Annotated in this window: 14 protein-coding genes and 1 pseudogene; 8 read left to right on the top strand and 7 right to left on the bottom strand. The window is 74.6% G+C overall.

Annotated features, from left to right (window positions below):
- Positions 1-64 precede the first annotated feature (64 nt).
- Positions 65-10,963 (top strand): annotated as a pseudogene (locus tag SMD11_RS08220) (SDR family NAD(P)-dependent oxidoreductase); the annotation flags it as partial.
- Between the two features lie 64 nt (positions 10,964-11,027).
- On the opposite strand, the gene SMD11_RS08215 reads toward SMD11_RS08220, so the two are convergent.
- Positions 11,028-12,071: a sulfotransferase family protein gene (locus SMD11_RS08215; protein WP_107421943.1), complete on the bottom strand. Its 1,044-nt coding sequence runs from the start codon at positions 12,069-12,071 to the stop codon at positions 11,028-11,030.
- A 7-nt stretch (positions 12,072-12,078) separates the two neighbouring features.
- Entirely contained in the window at positions 12,079-12,870 is a 792-nt protein-coding gene (locus SMD11_RS08210; RefSeq protein ID WP_087925813.1) for a thioesterase II family protein, read from the bottom strand.
- A 336-nt stretch (positions 12,871-13,206) separates the two neighbouring features.
- On the opposite strand from SMD11_RS08210, the gene SMD11_RS08205 reads away from it, so the two are divergent.
- Genes SMD11_RS08205 through cysN form a run of 3 tightly spaced genes read left to right on the top strand, consistent with a single transcriptional unit; the run spans position 13,207 to position 16,855 of the window.
- Positions 13,207-14,016, top strand: a complete 810-nt coding sequence (locus tag SMD11_RS08205; RefSeq protein ID WP_324614710.1) for a 3'(2'),5'-bisphosphate nucleotidase CysQ — start codon at positions 13,207-13,209, stop codon at positions 14,014-14,016.
- Between the two features lie 8 nt (positions 14,017-14,024).
- Positions 14,025-14,948: a sulfate adenylyltransferase subunit CysD gene (gene cysD / locus SMD11_RS08200; protein WP_087930361.1), complete on the top strand. Its 924-nt coding sequence runs from the start codon at positions 14,025-14,027 to the stop codon at positions 14,946-14,948.
- On the top strand, positions 14,948-16,855 hold the full coding sequence (cysN, locus tag SMD11_RS08195; protein WP_087925812.1) for a sulfate adenylyltransferase subunit CysN: 1,908 nt from the start codon (positions 14,948-14,950) through the stop codon (positions 16,853-16,855). The genes cysD and cysN overlap by 1 nt, the downstream gene beginning before the upstream one ends.
- A gap of 134 nt (positions 16,856-16,989) precedes the next feature.
- Here the strand turns inward: cysN and SMD11_RS08190 are convergent, their stop codons facing one another.
- A complete protein-coding gene (locus SMD11_RS08190) occupies positions 16,990-17,457 on the bottom strand; it encodes an RrF2 family transcriptional regulator (protein WP_087925811.1) in 468 nt (155 codons plus the stop codon).
- A gap of 187 nt (positions 17,458-17,644) precedes the next feature.
- Between SMD11_RS08190 and SMD11_RS08185 the strand changes: the two genes are divergently transcribed.
- Positions 17,645-20,278, top strand: coding sequence for an FAD/NAD(P)-binding protein (locus SMD11_RS08185; protein ID WP_324614709.1), 2,634 nt, complete (start codon positions 17,645-17,647; stop codon positions 20,276-20,278).
- Positions 20,279-20,360: 82 nt separating this feature from the next.
- Here the strand turns inward: SMD11_RS08185 and SMD11_RS35385 are convergent, their stop codons facing one another.
- Complete coding sequence (locus SMD11_RS35385) at positions 20,361-20,525, bottom strand: hypothetical protein (RefSeq protein ID WP_159395264.1); 165 nt, start codon at positions 20,523-20,525, stop codon at positions 20,361-20,363.
- A 123-nt stretch (positions 20,526-20,648) separates the two neighbouring features.
- On the opposite strand from SMD11_RS35385, the gene SMD11_RS08175 reads away from it, so the two are divergent.
- Positions 20,649-21,464 (top strand): helix-turn-helix transcriptional regulator, encoded by an 816-nt coding sequence (locus SMD11_RS08175; RefSeq protein ID WP_087925809.1) that lies wholly within the window; start codon positions 20,649-20,651, stop codon positions 21,462-21,464.
- On the opposite strand, the gene SMD11_RS08170 is transcribed toward SMD11_RS08175, so the two are convergent.
- The gene (locus SMD11_RS08170) at positions 21,454-21,822 is read right to left on the bottom strand and encodes a nuclear transport factor 2 family protein (RefSeq protein ID WP_087925808.1); all 369 of its coding nucleotides are present in this window, start codon (positions 21,820-21,822) and stop codon (positions 21,454-21,456) included. The two genes, SMD11_RS08175 and SMD11_RS08170, sit on opposite strands and share 11 nt — an antisense overlap.
- A gap of 533 nt (positions 21,823-22,355) precedes the next feature.
- On the opposite strand from SMD11_RS08170, the gene SMD11_RS08165 reads away from it, so the two are divergent.
- Both SMD11_RS08165 and SMD11_RS08160 read left to right on the top strand, forming a co-directional pair.
- Positions 22,356-23,369 (top strand): NAD-dependent epimerase/dehydratase family protein, encoded by a 1,014-nt coding sequence (locus tag SMD11_RS08165; RefSeq protein ID WP_234365963.1) that lies wholly within the window; start codon positions 22,356-22,358, stop codon positions 23,367-23,369.
- A complete protein-coding gene (locus SMD11_RS08160; RefSeq protein WP_087925806.1) occupies positions 23,366-24,364 on the top strand; it encodes an aldo/keto reductase in 999 nt (332 codons plus the stop codon). Before SMD11_RS08165 ends, SMD11_RS08160 begins: the two co-directional genes overlap by 4 nt.
- A gap of 117 nt (positions 24,365-24,481) precedes the next feature.
- Here SMD11_RS08160 and SMD11_RS08155 read toward each other — a convergent pair whose 3' ends face one another.
- Both SMD11_RS08155 and SMD11_RS08150 read right to left on the bottom strand, forming a co-directional pair.
- The gene (locus SMD11_RS08155; RefSeq protein WP_087925805.1) at positions 24,482-25,714 is read right to left on the bottom strand and encodes a class I SAM-dependent methyltransferase; all 1,233 of its coding nucleotides are present in this window, start codon (positions 25,712-25,714) and stop codon (positions 24,482-24,484) included.
- Positions 25,711-26,835 carry an HAD-IIIC family phosphatase gene (locus SMD11_RS08150; protein ID WP_234365962.1) on the bottom strand — a complete coding sequence of 375 codons (1,125 nt, stop codon included), beginning with the start codon at positions 26,833-26,835 and terminating at the stop codon, positions 25,711-25,713. Before SMD11_RS08150 ends, SMD11_RS08155 begins: the two co-directional genes overlap by 4 nt.
- Between the last annotated feature and the right edge of the window lie 15 nt (positions 26,836-26,850).

The following is a 26,850-nucleotide window of genomic DNA, read 5'->3' as shown; positions in this document are numbered from 1 at the left end:
CCGCACCTCACACCCCCCGCCCCCTCAACAGATCGGCGAATCGAGCAACATGACTGGCGGACACGTCCTCGACCTCGTGACCGAAACGGCCACCGCAGTGCTACGGCGAGCCGGCCGGGACGTCTCCGCCGTCACCCCGAACCGCCCGTTCCAAGAACTCGGCTTCGACTCCCTGGCCGCGGTCGACATGCACCGCCGCCTCACCGCCGGGACCGGCCTCACCCTCCCCGTCACCCTCGTCTTCGACCACCCCACCCCCGCCGCCCTCGCCCGTCACCTGCACGAGCGGCTCACCGGGGGCACGGAGCCCGTCACGGCGGACCGTACGACGGTCCGCCCGGCCTGTGACGAGCCCGTCGCCATCGTCGGCATGGCCTGCCGCTACCCGGGCGACGTGCGGTCGCCCGAGGACCTGTGGCGGCTCGTCGCGGGGGAGCGGGACGCGGTCTCCGGGCTGCCGGAGGACCGCGGCTGGGACCTGGAGGCACTGTTCGACACCGACCCGGACCGGCCCGGCACCAGCTACGTCCGCAGCGGCGGCTTCCTGCACGACGCCGCCGAGTTCGACGCGGAGTTCTTCGGCATCTCGCCCCGCGAGGCCACCGCCATGGACCCCCAGCAGCGGCTGCTGCTGGAGACGTCGTGGGAGGCCCTGGAGCGGGCCGGGATCGCCCCCGGCTCCGTACGCGGCTCCGGCACCGGCGTCTTCATCGGCGCCGAGCCCCAGGAGTACGGGCCCCGGCTGCACGAGGCCCCCGACGGCCTGGAGGGCTACCTCCTCACCGGCAACGCCACCAGCGTCGTCTCCGGGCGCGTCGCCTACGCCCTCGGCCTCGAAGGCCCCACGCTGACCGTGGACACGGCCTGCTCCGGCTCGCTGGTCGCCCTCCACCTCGCGGTGCAGTCGCTGCGGCGCGGCGAGTGCGACCTGGCCCTGACCGGCGGTGTGGCCGTCATGGCCGGCCCCGGCACGTTCACCGCGTTCAGCCGGCAGCGCGGCCTGGCCACGGACGGCCGCTGCAAGGCGTTCTCCGCCGACGCGGACGGCACCGGCTGGGCCGAGGGCGTCGGCGTGCTCGTCGTCGAACGCCTCTCGGACGCCCGCCGCAACGGCCACCGCGTCCTCGCCGTCGTCCGCGGCACCGCCATCAACCAGGACGGTGCCAGCAACGGCCTCACCGCGCCCAACGGCCTCGCCCAGCAGCGCGTCATCCACCACGCCCTCGGCGACGCGGGCCTGTCCGCCGCCGACGTCGACGCCGTGGAGGCCCACGGCACCGGCACCCGGCTCGGCGACCCCATCGAGGCCCAGGCGCTCCTCGCCACCTACGGGCGGGAGCGGCCCGGGGACCGGCCCCTGTGGCTCGGCTCGCTGAAGTCCAACATCGGGCACGCGCAGGCCGCCGCCGGAGTGGGCGGTGTGATCAAGATGGTCATGGCGCTGCGGGCCGGCACGCTGCCCCGCACCCTGCACGTCCAGGAGCCCACGCCGTTCGTGGACTGGTCGGCCGGCACGGTGGAACTCCTGACGGAGGCCCGTGACTGGCCGGCGACGGAGGAGCGGCCGCGCAGGGCCGGCGTCTCGTCCTTCGGCATCAGCGGCACCAACGCGCACACGATCATCGAGGAAGCCCCCCGGCAGCCCCTGCCGGTCGACGGCCCGCCCGCCGGGCCGCACGCGGGCACGGAGCACGAGACCCCGGCGGACGGGCCCGCCGAGGGGGACCGGGCCGAGCGCCCGGCCGCGGACGTGCCGCCTCCGGCCCCGGTGGGCACCGCCGGCGGCGACCCGGCCGCGTCGCCGGGCGCCGCCCCCGCGGAACCCGTCACCCTCCCCTGGCTCCTCTCCGCCCGTACCCCCGAGACGCTCGCCGCACAGGCCGGCCGCCTGCGCGCACACCTCGCCGAGGGCGGGCCCGGCGCCCCGTGGGACGCCGCCGACATCGCGTACGCCCTCGCCACCACCCGCACCGCCCACGAGGAGAGGGCCGTGCTCCTCACCGAGGCCGGTGCCGGCGAGCGCGGGCAGGCCGCCCTGGCCGCGCTCGCCGCGGGCGAAGCCGCCCCCGGCCTGCTCACCGGCACCGCCCGGACCGGCAAGCTCGCGGTCCTCTTCACCGGCCAGGGCGCCCAGCGCACCGCCATGGGCCGCGGGCTCTACGAGGCGTTCCCCGTCTTCGCCGCCGCCCTCGACGAGGCGTGCGGCTACCTCGACCTCCAGCTCGACCACCCGCTGCGCGACGTCCTGTTCGCCGAGGACGGCACCCCCGGGGCCGCGCTGCTGCACCGCACCCAGTACACCCAGGCCGCGCTGTTCGCCGTCGAGACCGCCCTGTTCCGCCTGACCGAGTCCTGGGGCGTCACCCCGGACTTCGTCGCCGGGCACTCCGTCGGCGAGCTCACCGCGGCGCACGTCGCCGGCGTGCTGACCCTGGAGGACGCGGCCCTGCTCGTCGCCGCCCGCGGCCGGCTGATGGGGGAGGCCCCGGCGGGCGGCGCGATGGTGTCGCTCCGCGCCACCGAGGACGAGGTCCGGGCCGCGCTCGTCGACGGCGTCGACATCGCCGCCGTCAACGGCCCGGCCGCCGTGGTGATCTCCGGCGACGAGGAGGCGGTCGAACGCGTCGCGGCCGGCTTCGCCACGGCGAAGCGGCTCAACGTCTCGCACGCCTTCCACTCCGCCCACATGGACGCGATGCTGGCCGAGTTCGCCGACTTCGCGGGCATCCTCGACTACGCGCCCCCGCGCATCCCCGTCGTCTCCAACGTCACCGGCCGCCTCGCCACGGCGGAGGAGCTGTGCTCCCCGGACTACTGGGTGAGCCACGTCCGCCGGGCCGTCCGGTTCGCCGACGGCATCCGGACCCTGGACGAACAGGGCGTCCGCACGTACCTCGAACTCGGCCCGGACGCCGTGCTCACCGCGATGGCGAGCGGCTGCCTGCCGGACGACCGCGGCGTGACGTTCCTCGCCGCGCTCCGCCGCGACCGGCCGGAGCCGGCGGAGGTCACCGGCGCCCTGGCCACCCTGCACACGCTAGGGGCCGACGTGGACTGGGCGGCGTACTTCGCCGCCCGCCTCCCGGGCCGCGCGCCCGCCCCCGTCGACCTGCCCACCTACCCCTTCCAGCGCCGCCGCTACTGGCTGGAGACCCCCGCCGCCCGCGGCGCCGCCGCCGGGCTCGGCCTCGTACCGGTCGCGCACCCGCTCCTCGCCGCCGAACTCGGCCTCGCCGAAGCGGGCGGCCTGGTCCTCACCGGCCGGATCTCCCTGCGCACGCACCCCTGGCTCGCCGACCACGCCGTCGCCGGCACCGTCCTCCTGCCGGGCACCGCCTTCGTCGAGCTGGCTCTCCAGGCCGGCGAGCGCACCGGATGCGAACTCCTCGCCGAACTCACCCTGGAAGCGCCCCTGCCACTGCCCGCGCGCGAGGCCGTCCGGCTCCAGCTGACCGTCTCCGACCCGGACGCCACCGGCCGCCGCACCCTGGAGATCCACTCGCGCGCCGAGACGGCCGACGACGCCGAAGAGGCGTGGACGCGGCACGCCACCGGCGCCCTGGAACCCACGGCGGCCGACCCGGCCGACACCGGCCTGACCGTCTGGCCGCCCCAGGACGCCACCCCCGTCGAGCTCGGCGACCACTACGGCGAACTCGCCCGCCAGGGCTACGGCTACGGGCCCGCCTTCCAGGGCCTGCGCGCGGTCTGGCGGCGCGGCGAGGAGATCTTCGCCGAGGTCGTCACGGAGCGGACCGACGACACCGGGTCCTTCCTCCTCCACCCCGCGCTCCTCGACGCCGCCCTGCACGCCATCCCCTCCGAGACGGCCGAACTGCCCTTCGCCTGGACCGGCGTCACCGTGCACGCCGTCGGCGCCGCCGCACTCCGCGTCCGGATCGCCCCCACCGCCTCGGGCGTCACCCTGACCGTCGCCGACGGCACGGGCGCACCGGTCGCCGACATCGGCTCCCTCGTGCTGCGCCCCGTCTCGGGTGAGCTCGCCGCCGCCCTCCATGACTCGCTGTTCCGCCCCGACCTGTCCCCCGTCCAGGAAACGGGCGGAACAGCGGCCCCCGTCGCCGAGCCCGCCCCCGGCGCACCGCTCACCGGCCCGGACGCCGCCTCCGCGTGCGTACTCGTCCGGCCCGCCACGGCGGCCGACGCCCTCGCACTCCTCCAGGAATGGCTCGCCGGCGACCGCCCCGCGGGCCACCGGCTGGCCGTCGCCATCGGGACGGGCCCCGCGCACGCGCCCGTACGCGGACTGGTCCGCTCCGCGCAGGCCGAGCACCCGGACCGCATCGTCCTGACCGTGACGGACGGCACCGAGGAGTCCGAGGACGCCCTCCCCGCCGCCCTCGGCCACGCCCTCGCCACCGGCGAACCGGAACTGGTCGTACGCGCCGGTGCCCTGGCCGTACCGCGCCTGGCCCGCGTCCCCGTCGCCGACGGCGGCGGACCGGCCTGGTCCGCGGACGGCACGGTCCTGATCACCGGCGGCACCGGCGGCCTCGGCGCCGTCCTCGCCCGCCACCTGACCGCCGAGCACGGCGTACGGCACCTGCTCCTCACCAGTCGCCGGGGCGCCGACGCCCCCGGGGCGCCCGCGCTCCGTGACGAACTGGAGGCGCTGGGCGCCACGGTGACCCTCGCCGCCTGCGACGTCGCCGACCGCGACGCGCTGGCCGGACTGCTCGCCTCCGTACCCGCCGCGCACCCGCTCACCGCCGTCGTCCACGCGGCCGGAATCCTGGACGACGGCACGGTCACCTCGCTCACCGCCGACCGCCTCGCCGGCGTCGCCGCCCCCAAGGCCGACGCCGCACGGCACCTGCACGAGCTGACGCGCGACACGGAGCTGACCGCGTTCGTCCTCTTCTCCTCGGCCGCCGCCACCCTCGACGGCGCGGGCCAGGGCAACTACGCCGCCGCCAACGCCGCCCTCGACGCCCTGGCCCGGCAGCGCCACGCCGAGGGACTCCCGGCCACCGCCCTCGCCTGGACCCTCTGGGCGGAGAGCGGCGGCATGGCGGGCCGCCTCGACGAGGCCGCCCTGCGCCGCGTCGCACGCTCCGGCCTGCCCGCCCTCACCACGCGGGACGCCCTGGCCCTCTTCGACGCCGCCATGGCCACCGGCGAACCCGTCCTGCTGCCCATGCGGCTCGACGCCACCGCCCTGCGCGCCCGCGCCGGGGGAGTGCCGTGGACACTGCGCGGCGTCGTCCGCCCGGAGGCCCGGCCCACCCGCCGGCAGGCACGCGCGGCGGCGTCCGCCGGCACCGACGCGGCGGACGACGTCCTGCGCCGCCGCCTGGCCGCCCTCGCCGCACCGGAGCGGACGGAGGCGGTCCTGGACCTGGTCCGCACCCAGGTCGCCCTCGTCCTCGGCCACACCGGCCCCGAGGCCGTCGCCACCGACCGCGCGTTCAGCGCCATCGGCTTCGACTCCCTCGCCGCCGTGGAACTCCGCAACCGCCTCAACACCGCGACCGGCCTGCGCCTCCCGGCAACCCTGATCTTCGACTACCCGACCTCGGAAGCCCTCACGGAACACCTGCTGGAGGCTCTGGGGATCGTCGCGGCACCGGACACCGCCGGACCGTCCGCCGCCGACCGGGCGGGCGACGACGACCCGATCGCGATCGTGGGGATGAGCTGCCGTTACCCGGGCGGGGTGACCTCGCCCGAGGGCCTGTGGGACCTGGTCGCGGGCGGCCGGGACGGTGTCTCCGTCTTCCCGGGGAACCGAGGCTGGGACGTGGAGGGGCTGTACGACCCCGACCCGGACGCGGCGGGCCGTACGTACACGATCGAGGGCGGTTTCCTGCACGACGCGGGGGAGTTCGACCCGGAGTTCTTCGGGATCAGTCCGCGTGAGGCGCTGGCGATGGATCCGCAGCAGCGGTTGTTGCTGGAGGCGTCGTGGGAGGCGTTCGAGCGGGCGGGTATCGAGCCGTCGTCGTTGCGGGGTTCGCGTACGGGCGTTTTCGCGGGTGTGATGTACCACGACTTCGCGTCGCGGCTGCGTGTGGTCCCCGAGGGCCTGGAGGGTTTCCTCGGCAACGGCGGACTGGGAAGCGTCGCGTCGGGCCGGGTGGCGTACACCTTTGGGCTGGAAGGTCCGGCGGTGACGGTGGATACGGCGTGTTCGTCGTCGTTGGTGGCGTTGCACTGGGCGATCCAGGCGTTGCGTTCGGGTGAGTGTTCGCTGGCGTTGGCCGGTGGTGTGACGGTGATGACGACGCCGGATACGTTCGTGGATTTCTCGCGTCAGCGGGGGCTGGCGGCGGACGGTCGTTGCAAGGCGTTCGCTGCGGGCGCGGATGGTACGGGTTGGGCCGAGGGTGTGGGCATGCTGCTCGTGGAGCGGCTGTCGGACGCGCGGCGTAACGGTCATCAGGTGCTGGGCGTCATCCGGGGTTCGGCCGTCAACCAGGACGGTGCGAGCAACGGTCTGACGGCGCCCAATGGTCCGTCGCAGCAGCGGGTGATCCGCCAGGCCCTGGCGTCGGCGGGTTTGTCGGCGGCGGATGTCGACGCGGTCGAGGGCCATGGCACGGGCACGGTGCTGGGTGACCCGATCGAGGCGCAGGCGCTGCTGGCCACGTACGGTCAGGAGCGCGCCGACGACCAGCCGCTGTGGCTCGGCTCCCTGAAGTCCAACATCGGGCACGCCCAGGCCGCCGCAGGTGTCGGTGGTGTGATCAAGATGGTCATGGCGATGCGCAACGGCGTGCTGCCCAAGACCCTGCACGTTGACGAGCCGTCGCCGCAGGTGGACTGGTCGGAGGGTGCGGTCGAGCTCCTGACCGAGGCCCGGGAGTGGGCGGCGGTCGACGGGCGTCCGCGTCGTGCGGGTGTGTCGTCCTTCGGTATCAGTGGCACCAACGCCCACGTGATCATCGAGCAGGCGCCGGCGGCCGAGGTTGCCACGACTGACGGTGATGTTGTTCCGCCGGTGGTGCCGTGGGTGGTGTCGGGCAGGTCGCCCGAGGCGCTGGAGGCGCAGGTCGCCCAGGTCGTGGGCGCTGCTGCTGGGCTCGACCCGGTGGACGTCGGCTTCACGCTGGCTACGGCGCGGGCGCAGTTCGAGCACCGGGCTGTGGTCGTCGACGGACAGACGGTCAAGGGCCGGGTGCTGGGTGGCAAGGTCGCCGCGCTCTTCACCGGTCAGGGTGCCCAGCGGGCGGGAATGGGGCGCGAGCTGCACGCGGCTTACCCCGTCTTCGCGGAGACTTTCGATGCTGCTTGTGCGGCGCTGAAGCTCGACCCCACTGTTCTGGACGATGCCGAGTTGCTGGCTCGTACGGAGAACACGCAGCCTGCGCTGTTCGCGGTGGAGGTCGCGCTCTACCGTCTCGTCGAATCCTGGGGTGTCCGCCCTGACTTCCTCGCCGGTCATTCCATCGGTGAGATCGCGGCGGCGCATGTCGCTGGTGTGTTCTCGCTGGAGGACGCGGGCAAGCTCGTTGCCGCCCGTGCCGCGCTGATGCAGGCGCTGCCGTCCGGTGGCGCGATGGTGTCCCTGCGCGCGACCGAGGCCGAGGTCCGTGCGGTCCTCGCCGATGGTGTCGACATCGCCGCGATCAACGGCCCGTCCTCCGTGGTGATCTCGGGTGACGAGGCCGCCGTCGAGCAGGTCGCCGGGCACTTCGAGAAGGCCCGTCGCCTGAATGTCTCGCACGCGTTCCACTCGCACCGTATGGACGGGATGCTGGCGGAGTTCCGTAAGGTCGCCGAGTCCCTCACGTACACCGTGCCTTCGATCCCGGTCGTCTCCAACGTCACCGGCACCGTGGCCGATGACCTGACCTCCCCCGAGTACTGGGTCCGTCACGTCCGTGAGGCCGTCCGCTTCGCCGACGGCGTCCAGACCCTCCACGACCAGGGTGTCCGCACCTTCCTGGAACTCGGCCCCGACGGCGTCCTGTCCGCCATGGCCCAGGAATGCCTTGCCGAGGCCGACGACGTGGCGTTCGTCCCGGCACTGCGCAAGGACCGCCCCGAACCGGCCGCCCTCGTCACCGCTCTCGGCCGTCTCCACCTCACCGGCGCCCGCGTCGACTGGCCGGCCTTCTTCGCCGGCACCGGCGCCCGCTTCACCGATCTCCCCACCTACCCCTTCCAGCACCAGTACTTCTGGCTGAGCGCGTCGGAGACCGAGCCCGGTGACGTCACCGCCGCCGGTCTCGGCGCGGCCGGGCATCCGTTGCTCGGTGCGGCGGTCGAGATGCCGGAGGGACAGCTGTTCACCGGGCGGCTGTCGCTGCGTACGCACCCGTGGCTGGCCGATCACGCGGTCGGTGGCGTGGTCATCCTTCCCGGTACGGCCTTCGTCGAGCTCGCCGTCCGGGCCGCCGACGACTGCGCGTGCGCCACCGTCGACGAGCTGACCCTCGAAGCGCCTCTCGTCCTTCCCGAGCGTGACGGCGTCCAGTTGCGCGTCTCCGTCGGTGAGCCCGAAGCGGACGGCCGCCGTTCGCTGGCGGTCCACTCCCGGCGCGAGGGCGACGACATCTGGGTGCGGCACGCCTCCGGCGCCCTGACGCCGGAGGCCGGACAGCCGGCGTTCGCGTTCTCCGAGTGGCCGCCCGCCGGGGCCGAGCCCCTGGCCGTCGAGGACGTCTACGACCGCTTCGCCGCTCTCGGCCTGGACTACGGGCCCGTCTTCCAGGGCCTGACGGCCGCCTGGAGCGGGCACGGTACCGACGAGGTCTACGCCGAGGTCGCCCTGCCCGAGGGCGCGGACGCAGCCGCGTTCGGGCTGCATCCCGCGCTGCTGGACTCCGCCCTGCACGCCATCGGCCTGGATGCGGCCGACAGCCGTGCCGAGCTGCCCTTCGCCTGGTCGGGCGTCACCCTCCACGCGACCGGCGCCACCGCTCTGCGGGTACGGATCGCCCCCGCGCCGGGTGGCGTGTCCCTGGAGGCCGCCGACCCGTCGGGCGCGCCCGTCGCGTCCGTGGGGTCCTTGTCGCTGCGCCCGGCCGAGGCCGGCCCGGCGCCGGCGGGCCGTGACAGCTTGTTCCACGTCGAGTGGACATCCGTCTCGCCGGACGCGGCCGTTCCCGCCCTGCCCGACGGGGTCTGGGCGGTCCTGGGCGACGGCGAGCGGCCTCTGGCCTCCGCCCTGCGTGCCGCCGGGCTGCGGGCCGAGGCGCTCCCCGGCCTCCCGGCGCCCGGCGCGGACCGCCCGCGCCCCGACGTCGTGGTCCTCGACGCCTGTGCCCCGCACGACGGGACCGGACTGCCCGCCGCCGTCCGTGCCGCCACGGCGCCCGTCCTCGGTGCGCTGCGGACCTGGCTGACCGACGAGCACGGGGACACCGCCCGGCTCGTGGTCGTCACCCGGGGAGCCGTCTCCACCGCCCACCCCGCCGGGGGGACCGTCGATCCGGCCGGTGCCGCCGTCCGTGGTCTGGTGCGCGCGGCCCAGGCCGAGCAGCCGGGCAGGATCGTGCTGGTCGACCTGGATGGGACGGGAGCGGCGGACGATGCGGCCGATGCCCTGCCCTCTGTTCTCGCCTCCTGCCTCGCCTCCGACGAGCCCGAATTCGCCCTGCGTGACGGCTCGCTGCTCGTACCCCGCCTGGCGCGTACGGTCGACGCCACTCCCGCTGCTCCGGGTGGGTTCGGTGGCGGGACGGTGTTGGTGACGGGTGGTACGGGTGGTCTGGGTGCGCTCGTGGCCCGTCACCTGGTCGCCGAGCACGGTGTGCGGAGCCTGCTGCTGACCAGCCGTCGTGGCCTGGACGCCCCTGGTGCCGCCGGGCTCCGCGACGAACTCGCTTCCCTCGGTGCCGATGTGACCGTCGCGGCCTGCGACGTGGCGGATCGTCCGGCCCTGGAGAAGCTCCTTGAAGGTGTGGAACTCTCAGCCGTGGTGCACACCGCCGGCGTGCTCGACGACGGTGTGATCAGCTCGCTCACCCCCGAGCGTCTGGACACGGTCTTCCGTCCCAAGGTCGACGCGGCCTGGCACCTGCACGAGCTGACCGCAGGCATGGAAGGTCTGTCCGCCTTCGTGCTGTTCTCCTCCGTGGCCGGTGTCCTCGACGCCTCCGGCCAGGGCAACTACGCGGCCGCCAACGCCTTCCTCGACGCCCTCGCCGCCCACCGCCGCACCCTCGGCCTCCCCGCCGTCTCCCTCGCCTGGGGGCTCTGGGGCGGTCCGAACGGCATGGGCGCGGAGCTCGGCGCCGCCGACCTGCGCCGCATGTCCCGCTCCGGGATGCTGCCGCTGTCCGAGGAGGACGGCCTGGCGGGGCTCGACGCCGGCCTGGACCCGGCCGGCAGGCCGGTCCTGGTGCCGATGCGGCTGGACGTGTCCGCCGTACGGGCCCAGGCCGGCACCGACCCGGTGCCGCACCTGCTGCGCGGGCTCGTCCGGGTCCCCGCCAGGCGCTCGGCCGCCGCGCCGGTCTCCGGCGCGGAGCGGCCGTTCGCCGAGCGGGTGGGCGCGCTGTCCCCGGTGGAGCGGGAGCGGGCGCTGCTGGAACTGGTCCGGACCGAGGTGGCCGTGGTGCTCGGGCACCCGGGGCCGGAGGCCGTCGAACCCGCCCGCGCGTTCGGGCAGCTGGGCTTCGACTCGCTGTCGGCCGTCGAGCTGCGCAACCGGCTCCAGACGGCGGCGGGGCTGCGCCTCCCGGCCACGCTGATCTTCGACTACCCGACGTCGCACGCCCTCGCGGAGTACCTGGACTCCTTGCTGGCCCCGGCGCGGGAGACGCGGAAGCTGTCGCTGGAGGAGGAACTGCTGCGCCTGGAGGCGGCGGTGGGGTCCGAGCGGCCGGACGAGGAGGAGCACGCCCGGATCGCGGCCCGGCTGCGGGCGCTGGCCTCGGCCTGGCAGGCACTCGGCGCGCCGCCGGCGGAGGAGCGCTCGCTGGAATCCGTGACGGCGGACGAGCTGTTCGACATCCTCGACGGTGAGCTGGAGTCGCTGGACCTGGACGACTGAGTGCGGGAACGGCGGGAGCCGGCCGGGTCCGCGGAGCCGGCCGGCTCCCGCCGTTCGTCGTCCGTCAGCGCGTGACTTCGGTGGTGGCGTACACCTCGTCGTAGAGCGCCTTCAGCTGGGCGCGGCCGTCCTCGTCCACCTGGAGGTCCTTGGCGCGCGGGGTGGCGACGCGGGTCGCGGACCGCCGTGCCCACTCCCCGGCGTCGTCCAGCTCCAGGAAGCGGCCCAGGGCGTCGAGTTCGCCCTGGGGGTCGGCGAGCAGGTCCTCGTAGACCATGCGGTGCACCCGGCCGGCCGGGAGGCCGCCGAGCGCGTCGTCCGTGTACTTGGCCATCATGGCCTGGAGCCCGGTGAGGTTCATCAGGGAGTCCACGCTGCCGGAGCGGTAGTCGAGGACGAACGGGGAGAGGTTCCCGGGCATCAGGTGGTCCATGTCGGCCGGGGCCTCGAAGCCCTCGGGGACGCCGCCCGCCTGGTACGGGTCGACGCCGCAGCGCTGCTGGAAGGCGATGCTGAGGTCGGCCATCAGGAACATGGGGTGCCCGGTCATGGAGACGGACACGTCCACGACGTCACGCGTCAGGTAGACGAACCGGGCGTCCGGGAACATCTCGATCAGGTCGTGGACGAAGACGCCGGAGGTGGCGGACTTCTCCACCCAGCGGGGCCGGCCGGCGTGCCGGGTCAGCAGGGTGAAGAACCGCCGGTAGTGCGCGCCGAGGGGCTGGGCGGGCCAGCCGGGTACGACCTCGGACAGCTCCTCCAGGAGCCGGTCGGGGTCGTCGGAGAGCGCGGGGAGGGTGAAGCCGAGGAGGCCGCTCAGCTCGGTCTCCGGGTCCAGGCCCGTGACGTCGTAGCGGACCTCCTTGGGGACCCGGCCGATGCGCAGCGCGGTGTTCATCGAGATCCACGGCGCGGTGAGGAGTTCCCAGAATTCCTGCCCGGTCATGGACTTCTGCACCATGCCCGCCTGGTACTGGGAGCCGAAGAACTCCAGCAAAGGCGTCATATCGGGATGTTCGGCGAGCAGGTCCGCGATCAGAGTGGAACCGCACCGCCCACTACAGATGACGAATGTGCCGGGAGCGGATTCGCGCTGGTCGGACATCGCTGCATTACCTTCCGGTCCGGGTGCTCGGAAAACTCTCGGGCTGTGCCGCGCAGGCAATGTGGTCGGAGATCCGGTTGACGATCTCCTTCTGGTACTGGTTGAGGTAGAAATGGCCGCCGGGCAGCGCCTCGAATTCGAAGGGGCCGGTGGTGTGGTCGCGCCAGGCGCGGACCTCGTCGAGGGTGGCCTTGGGGTCGGCGTCGCCGACCATGGCGTGCACCGGGCAGGTGAGCGGGGTGCCCGGCTCGTAGCGGTAGGTCTCGATGGCCTTGTAGTCACCGCGGATCGCGGGCAGGACCATGCGCAGCAGCTCCTCGTCGCCGAGGAGGCCGCTGTCGGTGCCGTTGAGCTGGTGCAGCTCGCTCACGATGCCGTCGTCGGAGCGCAGGTGCACGGTCTCGGTGCGGTGCGTGGACGGGGCACGCCGGCCGGAGACGAAGAGGCCCGAGACGGGGGCGCCGACCTGCTCGAAGCGGGTGGCGACCTCGAAGGCGAGGGTCGCGCCCATGCTGTGGCCGAAGAGCGTCAGCGGCCGGTCGGCGAAGGGCCGCAGGGCGGTGAAGATCTGGTCGGCGAGCTCGGGGAGGCTCTCGATCAGGGGGTCGGTGCGCCGGTCCTGGCGCCCGGGGTACTGCAACGCCAGCACCTCGATGGAGGGCGACATGGCGGCCGAGACCGGGAAGTAGTAGCTCGCGGAGCCGCCGGCGTGCGGGAAGCAGACCAGGCGGGCACCGGCGTCCGGCGAGGGATGGAACCGGCGTACCCAGGTGCCGCTGTCCACAGGTGTTGCTGACATTGTTGGCTGGTGTCCTTCCGAGACGGGAACCAGCGCCGTATCCGGGTCGGTGGTCGGATACCGGGTTACCATCCCCTGTGAACACTGGTCGGTCCGGCCGTTGTCCAAGTGAAGCCTATATTTCCGGCATTGACGCTGTCAGATGTACTGCCGGTGACCAACCCCTAGGCCGCCCCTAAGGTCCCCCTAAGCGCCGCCGGCAATACGTGCCGGGCAATGCCCCGCTCGACCGCACGGGGCACCGCCGCATAGCATTGGCGGTGAATTTTCGATAAGTACGCGGTACGCCGGGCGATTTCGAACAGCCGGGGCCGTGTTCCTGAGGACATCGACAGTTTGGGATCCCGAGTGGACGTGCCCGAGGAGTTCGGAACACCGGCGGACGATCACCGGCTGGCGGCGGAACTCGCCGCCGGTGCCGGCCGGCTGCTGCTGGCGGTGCGCGCGGAACGGGCGCTCTCCGGCCCCGCGCTGGGCGCGGCCGGGGACGCGGTGGCCCACCAGTGGCTGGCCCGCGCGCTGGCCGCGCACCGGCCCGGTGACGCGCTGCTGTCGGAGGAGGGCGCGGCGGACCCCGCCCGCCTGGACGCGAGCCGGGTGTGGATCGTCGATCCGCTGGACGGCACCCGCGAGTACGCGGAGGGGCGCGCCGACTGGGCGGTGCACGTGTGCCTGGCCGTGGACGGCGTTCCCGTCGCCGCGGCGGTGGCGCTGCCGGACCGGGAGGCCGTGCACACGACCGGCGTGCCCACGCCGCTCGCCCCGGCCCCCGAGGGCCCGTTGCGCTTCCTGGTGAGCCGCAGCCGGCCGCCCGCCGCCGCGACCGAGGTGGCCGGCCGGCTCGGCGCGGAGCTGGTGCCGATGGGCTCGGCGGGCGCCAAGGCCATGGCGGTCCTGACCGGCGAGGCGCACGCCTATGTGCACGCCGGCGGGCAGTACGAGTGGGACTCCGCGGCCCCGGCCGGAGCGGCGGCCGCGGCCGGGCTGCACGTGTCCCGCCTCGACGGGTCGCCGCTGCGCTACAACCGGCCCGACCCGTACCTGCCGGACCTGCTGGTCTGCCGGCCGGAGCTGGCCGGGGAACTGCTCGACGCACTGAGGACGACCGCCGGCGTGACCGGCACGGGGGAACGGGACATACGGTGACGGCCGACATCAGCACACGGACCGGGCGCGGAGCCGCGCTCGGCCACCTCGAACGGCTCGAGGCGGAGAGCATCCACATCCTGCGGGAGGCGGTGGCCGAGAGCGACCGCCCGGTGATGCTCTACTCGATGGGCAAGGACAGCACGGTGATGCTGCACCTCGCCCGGAAGGCGTTCCACCCGGGGCGGCTGCCGTTCCCGCTGCTCCACGTGGACACCACGTGGAAGTTCCGCGAGATGATCGAGTTCCGCGACCGCACCGCCCGCGAACTGGACCTGGAACTGCTGGTCCACCGGAACCCGGAGTGCGTCGAGCTGGGCATCGACCCCTTCACGCACGGCTCGTCGGTGCACACCGACATGTGGAAGACCCAGGGCCTCAAGCAGGCCCTGGACGCCCACGGCTTCGACCTGGCCTTCGGCGGGGCCCGCCGGGACGAGGAGAAGTCGCGGGCCAAGGAGCGGGTCTTCTCCATCCGCTCCGCCCAGCACCGCTGGGACCCCAAGCGGCAGCGCCCCGAGCTGTGGCGGCTCTACAACGCCCGTACGGCGCCCGGCGAGAGCGTCCGCGTCTTCCCGCTGTCCAACTGGACCGAGCTGGACATCTGGCTCTACATCCACCGCGAGAACCTGCCGATCGTGCCGCTGTACCTGGCGGCGCCCCGCCCGGTGGTCGAGCGCGACGGCACCCTGGTCATGGTCGACGACGACCGCTTCCCGCTGCGCCCGGGCGAGCGTCCCGAGCTGCGGGACGTCCGCTTCCGCACCCTGGGCTGCTACCCCCTCACAGGGGCCGTGGAGAGCACCGCCGACACGCTCCCGGCCGTGATCCGGGAGATGCTGCTGGCGACGACCTCCGAGCGGCAGGGCCGGATGATCGACCACGACTCGTCGGCCTCCATGGAACGCAAGAAGCAGGAGGGCTACTTCTGATGGCCACCCCCACGAGTGCCGCGCTCGGTGACATCGAGGAGTACCTGCGCGGGCACGAGCACAAGGACCTGCTGCGGCTGATCACGTGCGGCAGCGTCGACGACGGCAAGAGCACCCTCATCGGCAGGCTGCTCTACGAGTCGCACCTCGTCTTCGAGGACCAGCTCGCCGCCCTGGAGGCCGACTCGGCGCGGTCCGGCACCCGGGGCGGCGACCTGGACCTGGCGCTGCTGGTGGACGGCCTGGCCGCCGAGCGCGAGCAGGGCATCACCATCGACGTGGCGTACCGCTTCTTCACCACCGACAAGCGGAAGTTCATCGTCGCCGACACCCCGGGCCACGAGCAGTACACCCGCAACATGGTCACCGGCGCGTCCACCGCCGACCTCGCCGTGATCCTCGTCGACGCCCGCAAGGGCGTCCTCACCCAGACCCGCCGGCACAGCTATCTGGTGTCGCTGCTCGGCATCCGCAGCGTCGTCCTCGCGGTGAACAAGCTGGACCTGGTCGGCTACGACCAGGACGTCTTCGCACGCATCTGCCGCGAGTACCGGGAGTTCGCCGGTGAGCTCGGCCTCACGGACGTCACCTGCGTGCCGACGTCCGCGCTCAACGGCGACAACATCGTCGACCGCAGCCCGCACACGCCCTGGTACACCGGGCCCACCCTCATGGGCCACCTGGAGACGGTCGTCCCCGCCGGCGGCGAGACGGCCGCGGCGGAGGGCCCCTTCCGGATGCCCGTGCAGTACGTCAACCGCCCCGACTCCGACTTCCGGGGCTTCTCCGGCACGATCGCCGGCGGCACCGTGCGGCCCGGCGACCCGGTGCGCGTCCTGCCCGCCGGCACCACCAGCACCGTCGGCCGCGTCGTCGGCTGGGACCGCGACCTCGACGAGGCGGTCACCGGCCAGGCCGTCACCCTCACCCTCACCGACGAGATCGACGCCAGCCGCGGCGACCTGCTGTGCGCCGCCGGCGCGCCCGCGGCCGTCGCCGACCGGTTCGCCGCCCACCTGGTGTGGATGGCGGAGACACCGCTGGTCCCCGGCCGCCCGTACCTCGTCAAGAGCGGCACCCGCACGGTCGGCGCCACGGTCGCCCGCATCGACCACGTCGTCGACGTCAACACCCTGGAGCGCCGGCCGGGCACCGAGCTGGGCCTCAACGCCATCGGCCACTGCGAACTCGTCCTCGACCAGCCGATCGCCCACGACCCGTACGACGGCAACCGCCACACCGGCGGCTTCATCGTCATCGACCGCCTGACCCGGACGACCGTGGGTGCCGGCATGCTGCGCGCGCCCCTGCGGCCCGCGGGCGACCTGCACTGGCAGGCCGTCGACGTCGGCAAGGCGGAGCGCGCCGCCCGCAACGGCCACCGGCCGTGCGTCGTATGGCTGACGGGGCTCTCCGGGTCCGGGAAGTCGACGATCGCCAACCTCCTGGAGAAGCGCCTGCACGCCCTGGGCAAGCGCACCTACCTCCTGGACGGCGACAACGTCCGGCACGGCCTCTGCCGCGACCTGGGCTTCGGCGAGGCGGACCGGGCCGAGAACATCCGGCGGGTCGCCGAGGTCGCGGCCCTCATGGTCGACGCGGGCCTGATCACGATCGTCTCCTTCATCTCGCCGTTCCGCGCGGAGCGGGACTTCGCGCGCGGCCGGGTGGCGGCGGACGAGTTCTGCGAGGTGCACGTGGACACCCCGCTGGCCGTGGCGGAGGCCCGCGACCCCAAGGGCCTCTACCGGCTCGCCCGCGCAGGCGAGATCCGCGACTTCACGGGCATCGACTCCCCGTACGAGGCGCCCGCCCGGCCGGACGTCCGGATCGACACGACCACCGGCACGCCGGAGGAGGCCGTGGAGGTCCTGGTCGGCAAGCTGGGGGAGATGGGCGTGCTGTAGGCGGCACCCGGTCGCGCGGGACGGGCCCCGGCGGGCCCGCCCCGCGCGGCCGGGGCCCGGATGCGGGCGGGGGCGGGCCGGGGAAGGATCCCCGGCCCGCCCCCGCCCGCTGCTTTCCGGTGGGTGCCGCCGCGTCAGGAGTACGTGCGCACGTCCCGCCGGTACTGCTCGGCGAGTTCGGTGACCGCCGCCGGCAGCGAACCGGCGTCGAGGTCGGCCAGGGTGACCTGCTCCAGGACGTTGCGGAGACTGCTGCGCGCGGCCATCCACAGCTCGCGCAGCGGCTCGGCGGGGCCCGCGTACCCGATGTCGGACAGCCGGGTGTCGCGGACGTTGATCAGCGGGCCGTCGATCGCGCGGTAGACGTCGGCGAGCGTGATCTCCGCCGCCGGGCGGGCCAGCACGAAGCCGCCCTCGGGGCCCCGGGTGCTGTGCACCAGCCGGGCGCGCTTGAGCTCGGAGAGCACCCCCTGAAGGAACTTCAGCGGGATGTCCTGCTCGGACGCCAGCCGGACCGCCTTGACCGGGCAGCCGTCCGCGCCGTCGCGGGCGAGCTGCGCCATGGCGCGCAGCGCGTAGTCGGACTTGGCTGAGATCCTCACGCGGGGTCCTCTCGGGCCTTTCGGCATGAACTAGGGGGTGTCTAAGGGTATATCCGGGGATCCCTGGCGCCCGGCGGTGCGAGAGTCTTGGATGGACCGAGACAACTATGTCCATCGAAAAAGTAGACATTGTGCTGCGGGGGGTTCTCGCTCTATGGCTGGGGTACATCCATTCTGCACTGTGGCGGTGATCGGGGCCGGCGCCGCCGGCACCATGACCGCCGCCCGGCTGCTCGACGCGGCCGCCACCGCACGCCTCCCCCTGGAGGTGGTGCTGATCGACCCGGCCGCGGAGAACGGGCGGGGCCCCGCCTACTCCACCACCGACACCCGGCACCTGCTGAACGTCCCCGCCGAGCGCATGAGCGCGGACCCCGGGCGCCCCGAGGACTTCCTCGACTGGCTCCGCGACCGCGAACCCGCCACCGCCCCGGGCACCTTCGCGCCGCGCGCCCACTACGGCGCCTACCTGGCCGACCACCTGCGGCAGAGCGTGCGGCGGGCCGCCGACACCCGGCTGCGCCGCCTGCGCGACCGCGCCGTCCACGCCGAAGCCCGCCCGGACGGCCGCGTGACGCTGCGTCTGGCCTCGGGCGGCGGCCTCACCGCCGAGGCGGTCGTGCTGGCCACGGGCGCCCACGCGCCCGGCACCGACTGGGCCCCGGAGGAACTGCGCGACTCACCGCGGTTCGTCGCCGACCCCTGGGCGCCCGGCGCGCTCGCGGACGTACCGGAGGGCGCGGACGTCCTCCTCGTCGGCACGGGCCTCACCATGGCCGACGTGGCCGTCACCCTCGAACGCCCGGACCGCACGGTCCACGCGGTCTCCCGGAACGGGCTGCTGCCCCAGGAGCACGCCCCCGCGCCCGCCGCCGGCCCGGTCACCGCCCCCGACCTCACCGGCGTGACCGGGCTGCCCGCCCTGCGCGCCGCCGTCCTGCGCCACGTCGCCCGCACCCGGCGCACGCACGGCGACTGGCGGCCCGCGCTCGACAGCCTCCGCCCGCTCACCACCACGCTCTGGCGGCAGCTCACCGCCGGGGACCGCGCCCGCTTCCTCGGCGAGGACCTGCGCCTGTGGGAGGTCCACCGGCACCGCATGCCCGCCGCCGTCGCCGCCCGGATCGCCGAGGCGCGGCGCGGCGGCCGGCTCGCGGTACGGGCCGCCGAGGTGACCGCCGCCAAGCCCGACGGTGACCTGCTGCGGGTGGAGTTCGCCGGCGGCGACGCCGTCACCGTCGGAGCGGTCGTCAACTGCACCGGCCCCCGGAACGACGCGCGCGCCGCCCGCGACCCCCTGCTGGGCTCCCTGCTCGACGGCGACCTGGCCCGCCCCGGCCCGCACGGCCTCGGGCTGGGCACCGGGCCCGACGGACGCCTGCGCGGCGGCCGGCCGGGGACACGGATGTGGACCCTGGGCGCGCCCCGCCGCGGCGAGCTGTGGGAGACCACCGCCGTACCCGAGATCCGCACCCAGGCCGCCGCCGTGGCCGCCGCCGTCGTCGAGGCCCTCGGCACGGCCCCGGCCACCCGCCGGAGCACGCCCACCGACCGCTACGGACTGCGGCTCACCACCACCCTGGACGCGGCCGCCGCCTACAACCGGGCGCTCGACAGCATCCTGCGCGTGACGTGCGGCGCCGAGGAGAACCTGAAGGAGGCCGTCGCCGCCGACCCCGGCTTCGCCCTCGGGCACGCCACCCTCGCCCTCCTCGGCCACGAATGGGGCGCCGACGTCGACGTACCCGCCGCCCTGGCCGCCGCCGGCGAAGCGGCCGCCAGAGGCTGCGACGCCCGGGAACGCAGCTTCGTCGCGGCCGCCGCGAGCGCCGTGGCGGGCGGCTCCTCCGCGCTGCTGCGGCACATCGACGACCACCCGCGCGACGCCCTCGCCGTGAGCCTGGCCGTGCCGACCATCGCCTTCGGCGGCGTGACGTGCGGCGAACAGACCTGGGACCTGGTGGAGCGGCTCGCCCCCGCCTACGGGGACGACTGGTGGTACCAGGGCCAGCTCGCCTTCGTCCGCCAGGAGCAGGAGCGCTGGGACGAGGCCGAGGAGCTGACCGTCCGCGCCCTCGCCGCCGAGCCCGGCTCCGGCCACGCCGTCCACGCGCGGACCCACGTCTTCTACGAGACCGGCCGGCACACCGAGGGCCTGGCCTGGATCGACCGCTGGATCGACGCGGAGGGCCGGCGCGCCAACAACCGCGCCCACTTCAGCTGGCACGCCGCCCTGCACGAACTGGCGACCGGCGACACCGACGCCGTACGCGCCCGCTACCTCACCCAGCTCGCGCCGCCCACGGTCACCGGCGCCCGCGCGCTGGTGGACTCCGGCGCGCTCCTGTGGCGCTGCCGGATGACCGGCGCCTGGGACGGCCCGCTGCCCGCCGAGGCCGTCCTCGCCGGGGCCCCGGAGGGCTGGCGGACCGAGCCGCCGACCCCGTTCGCGGCCCTGCACGCCGCAGTCACCCTCGCGGCGGCGGGTGACGGCGCCGCGCTGCTGCGCCTGCGCGCCCGCGCCGGGGCCCACGGGGACCCGGTCTTCCGTGACGTCGTCGCCCCGCTGTGCGCCGCCCTCTCGGCGGTCGTCGACGAGGACTGGGCGGCGGCCCTGCCGGCGCTGCGGGCCCTGTTGCCGCTGGTCCCGGCCCTCGGCGGCAGCGCGGCCCAGCGCGACGTCGTGGAGGAGACGCTGCTGTTCGCCCTGGTCTCGGCGGGCCGGCACGAGGAAGCGGCGGCTCTGCTGGACGCCCGCCTGGACCGCAGGCCGTCGCCGCTGGACCGGCTGCGGCGGGGGAGCCTGCGGACGGCTTCCTGACAAGAGCTTCCTGAGCACCGCTTCCTGACGACCGCTTCCCGGTGGCGGGGGTGCGCGCCGCCGCCGGCCACGCGGCGGCGGGCTACTCCTCGGCCGCGGCGACCGTGAACATTCCGGCCGAGGAGCGGCGCGAGGTCCGGTCCGCGCCGATGTCGTCCGTGACGGAAACGCGCACACCGTATTCGTCCGCGATTTCGCGGATCGCGACGACAGCGGCCTCGGTGGTCGGCAGGTGCGGGTGAGCCATGGCTGAAATCATGCCCTGATCAAGTAGGGCCGTACCATCGGCGGTTTCCGCGGTTTCCGGGAATTCCCGCCGCCGCCCCGGCCCGGACCCGGCCGCCGGGCGGCCACGCGTTACGGTCGGGGCATGACGACTGCCGCGGTGGCCACCGGAGTGGGCGCGCTGTTGCGCGAATGGCGGGAGCGGCGCCGGATCAGCCAGCTGGAGCTGGCGCTCCGGGCCGATTCGTCCGCCCGCCACATCAGCTTCATCGAGACCGGCCGCTCCCGGCCCAGCCAGGAGATGGTGCTGCGCCTCGCCGACCGGCTCGACGTGCCCGTGCGCGAGCAGAACGCCCTGCTCCTCGCGGCCGGTTACGCCCCCCGCTTCCCCGAGCGGCCGCTGGACGACCCGGCGCTGGCCGGACTCCGGGAGGGCCTGGACGCCCTGCTGCGCGGGCACGAGCCCTACCCGGCCCTGGTCGTCGACGGCGCCTACGACGTGGTGGCCGCCAACCGCGGCATCGGCACGCTGCTCCAGGGCGTCGCGGAACACCTGCTCGAAGCCCCGCTGAACGCCATGCGCGTGACCTTGCACCCCCAGGGCCTCGCCCCGCGGATCCGCAACTTCCGCGAGTGGCGCGGCCACCTCCTCCACCAGATGGAACGCCAGCTGGCCCTGGTGCGCTCCGCCCCGCTGCGCGCCCTGTACGAGGAGGTCGGCGCCTACCCCCTGCCCGAGGGGGCCGCCGACGGACCCCCGCCGGCCGACCCCGGCAGGGCGCCGTACGCCCTGCCCCTCGTCGTCGAACTCGACGGCCGGACCCTGTCGTTCATCTCGACCATCACGACCTTCAACACCCCGATGGACGTCACCGTCTCCGAGCTGGCGATGGAGACCTTCCTCCCCGCCGACCCGGAGACGGCCCGGCACCTTCGGGAGCTTCAGCTCGTCACGCCGTAGGCACCCGGTCCAGGAAACCGAGCACCGACCGGATCCGGCCGTCCTCGGCCAGCGTGATGACGTCGAACCCGGCCACCGGCGCGGACCCGTCGGCCGGCGACACCAGCTCCCAGCTGAAGCGCGCGGTGTCGTGGTGCCCGTCGACCCCGCCCGTCCGCCGGAACTCGAAGCCGGGGAACTGCTCGTGGACCCCCGCGATCACGGCGGCGACGTCCGCGTGCCCCCGGGCCCGGGACAGCGGGTCGGTGAAGGACCCGTCCTCGCTCCACGCGGCGGCGACGGCCTTGGCGAGCGCGTCCCCGCCCGTCGCGTTCCACGCCTCGAAGTAGCGGGCGACGGCGGTCTCGTACTGCGACATGATGCGCTCCTCTGTCTCCAGCGGTCGGTGTCACCGCCCTGTTCCCGGCGGCCTGTTCCGTCCTCGGTCCCCCGTGCCCGGGCCTCCCCCCTGGCGGCCCGGCCCGAGGACGATCCCCCTCGCGGACCCCCGGCCGGAGTGCGCCGGCCCGGGATCCGCTCGCCCTCAGCCTGCCGGGCGGCGGGGAAGCGCGCGATTACCTGCGAAGTAATGGGGCCCGCGTGCCGCGCCCCTGCGGTGCGCTCGCCGCCGCACCCTTCCGCTCAGCGGCGCCACCGCGCGCGAGACCTTCCGCTCCGGGTGGCTCGGCCTGTGGGACCGGGCACGTCCGGCAGCTCCGCGACGCGGGCCTCGCCGACCCGGCCGTCACCTCGATCCGTGACCGGACGTGGGAGGGGTGGCAGAGGCGCCCCCTCCGGACCGCTCCGGGACCTGACGAAGTCGCCCGTCCGATCACGCCGGCGGGCCCGCGCCCCGTGGTGATGACGTTGAATCCAGGGGACTTCGATCGTGTGCGCTGTGCGGGAGGCCGTGTGAAGGACATCGCCGGGTTGCTCGAAACGGCCGACGACCCGCGCGGGCCGTCGGTCGTGGTGCTCGGGGCCTCCGGGTTCGTGGGGTCCGCGGTGGTCGCCGAACTCGCGCGGCTGCCGGTGCGGTTACGGGCGGTGGCGCGCGGGGCCTGCCCGGTGCCCGCGGTGGCGGCGGCCGGGATCGAGGTGCGGCGGGCGGACCTGGCCCTGCCGGGGGCGGTCGCCGACGCGGTCGAGGGCGCCGACGCCGTCGTGCACCTCGCCGCCCACATCGGCGGCGGGCAGTCCTGGCGGGCCGCCGACGAGCGCTCCGAGCGCGTGAACGTCGGCCTCGTGCGCGACCTCGTGGACGCCTTCCGGGACCGTCCCGGCACCCCACCCGCCGTGATCTTCGCGGGGACCATCCAGACCGGCTCGGGCGCCGCGCCGCGGCCCGGCTCGTACGCCGCGCAGAAGACCGCCGCCGAGGAGATCCTGCGCGAGGCCACCGCCGACGGCACCGTACGCGGCGTCGTGCTGCGCCTGGCGACCGTGTACGGCCGCAGCCCGCTCTCCGGGTCCACCGGCCGGGGCGTCCTCGCCACGATGGCGGCCCGGGCTCTCGGCGGCGAACCCCTCACGATGTGGCACGACGGCTCGGTCGAACGCGACTTCCTCCATGTCCGGGACGCGGCCGCCGCGTTCACCGCCGCGCTGCGCCACGTGGCGCAGCTCCAGGGCCGCCCCTGGACCGTCGGCTCCGGGCGCCTGGAGCGCCTCGGCGACGTCTTCACCACCCTCGCCGGCGTCGTCGCCGCGCGCACCGGGAAGCCCGCCGTCCCGGTCCTCTCCGTGCCGCCTCCCGGCCACGCGGAGGCCGGTGACTTCCGCACCCCGGAGTCGGACCCCGCCGCCTTCCGCGCGGTGACCGGCTGGCGGGCCGGGGTGCCCCTGGGCGAGGGGCTCGACGACATGGTGACGGCGATGGCGGAGGCGGCCGCGGCCGCCCCGGCGAAGGGCGGTGGCGGGAAATGAGCGGGAACCGGACGCACGTACGGCTCGGGCGCAGTGCCACCCTGGTCAGCCGGCTCTGGCTGGGCACGGTGAACTTCAGCGGGCGGGTCGAGGACGACGACGCCATGCGGCTCATGGACGCGGCGCTCGACCGCGGCATCAACTGCGTCGACACGGCCGACATCTACGGCTGGCGGCTCTACAAGGGCCACACCGAGGAGCTCGTCGGCCGCTGGCTGGCCCGAGGCGGCGTCCGGCGCGAGGACGTCCTCCTCGCGACCAAGGTCGGTGAGGACATGAGCGAGCGGATCAACGACGGCGGGCTGTCGGCCCGGCACATCGTCGCCGCCTGCGAGCGGTCCCTGCGCCGCCTCGGGGTCGACCACATCGACCTGTACCAGATGCACCGCGTCGACCCGGCCGCCCCGTGGGACGAGATCTGGCAGGCCATGGACCGCCTCGTCACCAGTGGCAAGGTCGGCTACGTCGGCTCGTCGAACTTCGCCGGCTGGAACATCGCCGCCGCCCAGGAGAGCGCCGCCCGCCGGCACTCCTTCGGGCTGGTCTCCGAGCAGTGCCTGTACAACCTGGCCGTCCGCCACGCCGACCTGGAGCTGCTGCCCGCCGCCCGGGCCTACGGGCTCGGCGTCTTCGCCTGGTCGCCCCTGCACGGCGGACTGCTCAGCGGGGCGCTCGCGAAGCTGGCGGCCGGCACGGCCGTGAAGTCGGCGCAGGGCCGGGCCCAGAAGCTGCTGCCGGAGCTGCGGCCGCGCGTCGAGGCGTACGAGCGGTTCTGCGGGCGGACCGGGCGGGACCCGGCGGAGGCGGGCCTGGCCTGGGTGCTGTCGCGGCCGGGGATGAGCGGGGCGGTGATCGGGCCGCGGACGGTCGGGCAGCTCGACTCCGCGGTGCGGGCGCTCGACCTCGTGCTCTCCGAGGAGGAGCTGGCGGAGCTGGACGTGATCTTTCCGCCGGTGGGCGGTGGCGGGGCGGCGCCCGGGGCCTGGGCGGGGTGAGCCCCCCCGCTCCCCGGCTCCGGCCTCCGTGCCGGGCCGGACGAGCGGGAACAGCGGTGGGACGAGCGCGGGGCGGGCCGGGAACATCCGGCCCGCCCCGCGCTTTCCGTACGCGCCTTACACCACGCTCAGCCCCGGCAGCGGGAACACCAGCTTCCCGCCCCGGTCCCGGAACTCCCGCTCGCGCTCCAGGAAGCCGTCGCGGTAGATCCACGGCAGCACCAGCAACTGGTCCGGCTTCCAGGATTTCGCCTCCTCCTCGGAGACGATGGGGATGCCCGTGCCGGGGGTGAAGCGGCCGGCCTTCTCCTCGCTGACCTCGCCGATGCACGGCAGGTCCCGCTCGGTGATCCCGCAGTACTGGAGGATCACATTGCCCTTCGTCGAGGCCCCGTACCCGAGGGTCAGCAGGCCCGCCTCGCGGGAGCGGGCCAGGAAGCCGACGAGGGCGTCCCGCTGGTCCCGCACGCGCCGGGCGAAGGCGTCGAAGGGCGCCGCGGTGTCGAGGCCCGCCGCCGCCTCGCGGGCCCGGATCCGGGCCAGGCCCGCCTCGTCCACCGGGTAGGGGGAGCCCTTCCTGGCCAGGGTCGCGCAGAGGCTGCCGCCGTAGACGTCCGTGAGCTCGGCCTTCAGCACCGTCAGGCCGGCCCGCTCCGCCATCCACTCGATCTGCCGGAGGGCGTAGTACTCCAGGTGCTCGTGGCACACCACGTCGTAGGCGTCGGCCTCCAGCATGGCCGGCATGTAGCTCTGCTCCAGCATCCAGACGCCGTCGTCGGCGAGGACGTCGTGGACGTCCCGCATGAAGCGCAGCGGGTCCGGCAGGTCGTAGAACATCGCGATCGACGTGACGACCTTCGCGCGCGCGGAGCCGAAGCGCTCCACGAACGCCTCGCGCGAGAAGTAGTCGACGACGAGCTCGGCGTGCGGCGGGTACAGCTCACGGAACTTCCCGCCGGTCGGGTCCATGCCGACCAGGCGCGGGCCGTCCGCGGGGTAGCCGCGCAGCAGCGTCGAGTCGTTGCTGCCGATGTCGAGGACCAGGTCCCCGGGGCCGGGCGCGACGAGCTCCCGGAGGGCCGCCACCTTGCCGTGCAGGTGGTTGATCATGAACGGCCGGATGCCGGAGCGGTAGCCGTAGCCCTCCCCGTACATCAGGGCGGGGTCCGGGGTGTGGCGCAGCTGCACCAGGCCGCACCCGGCGGGGGAGCACCGGACCAGCTCCAGGGGGACCGACGGGACGGCCTCGTCGCGGGTGGCCGGGAACACCCCGGTGAGCGCCTGCTCCCCCAGGTCCAGTACGGGGAGCAGTTCGTGGTTGGCGCAGACGCGGCACGCGGTGATGATCATCGGGTCCTCTCGGAAAGGTCGGGGGCCTCCAGGCGGAGGGTGTCGGGGGCGGGCTGGGCGGACGGCACCAGGTGCAGCCTGCCGACCGGGGACCCGGAGCCGTCCGGCCGGGCGTCCGCGCCGGCGGGGTCCGGGCCCGGCAGGCACGGGCAGGGGTCCTCCCCGGCGCCGGTGAACCCGGCGAAGCGGTACGCCACTTCCATCATCCGGTTGCGCTCGGTGGGCCGGAAGTCGGCGGTCAGGTGCACGCCCGCCCGGTGCGCCTGGTCGGTCAGCCAGCGCAGGAGCGCGGTGCCGGCGCCCAGCGACACCACCCGGCAGGAGGTGGCGAGCAGCTTGATCCGCCAGCTGACGGGGGAGCGGTGGACGAGGACGACGCCGACCGCGCCGTACGGGCCGAAGCGGTCGGTGACCGTGGTGACCAGCACCTCGTGGTCCGGGTCGTCGATCAGGGCGAGCAGGTCGGCCTCGGAGTAGTGCACGCCCGTCGCGTTCATCTGGCTGGTGCGCAGGGTGAGTTCCTCGACCCGGGAGAGCTCCGCCGGGGTGGCGCGGGTGATCCGCATCCGGATGTCCAGCGAGCGCAGGAAGTCCGCGTCCGGCCCGTCGAACCCGGCGCGCTCGGCGTCCCGCCGGAACGACGCCTGGTACATCGCGCGGCGGCGGCGCGAGTCGACCGTGACCGTGGCCGGGCTGAACTCCGGCAGCGAGGTCAGCTCCGCGGCCTGCTCGGCGGGGTAGGCGCGGACCTCCGGCAGCGAGTGGAGGACCTCGGCGCGCTCGAAGGGCTGGTCGTCGATGAAGGCGATGGTGCCGGGCGCGAAGTTCAGCTCCTCGGCGATCGCCCGGACCGACTTCGACTTCGGCCCCCAGCCGATCCTGGGCAGCACGAAGTACTCGGCGAGGCCCAGCTCCTCCAGCCGCGCCCAGGCGTGGTCGTGGTCGTTCTTGCTGGCCACGGAGTTGAGGATGCCGCGCGAGTCCAGCTCGACGACCGTCTCGCGCAGGCCCGGCCGCAGCCGCACCTCGCCGTCCTCCAGCAGGGTGCCCTGCCAGAGGGTGTTGTCGAGATCCCATACCAGGCACTTCACCGTGGTCGGGGCGGGGTTCTCCCGGTGCACAGTCGTTCCCTCCTC

This window comes from Streptomyces albireticuli (genome assembly GCF_002192455.1).
GTDB lineage: Bacteria > Actinomycetota > Actinomycetes > Streptomycetales > Streptomycetaceae > Streptomyces > Streptomyces albireticuli_B.
This window is presented reverse-complemented; position numbering and strand designations above follow the sequence as displayed.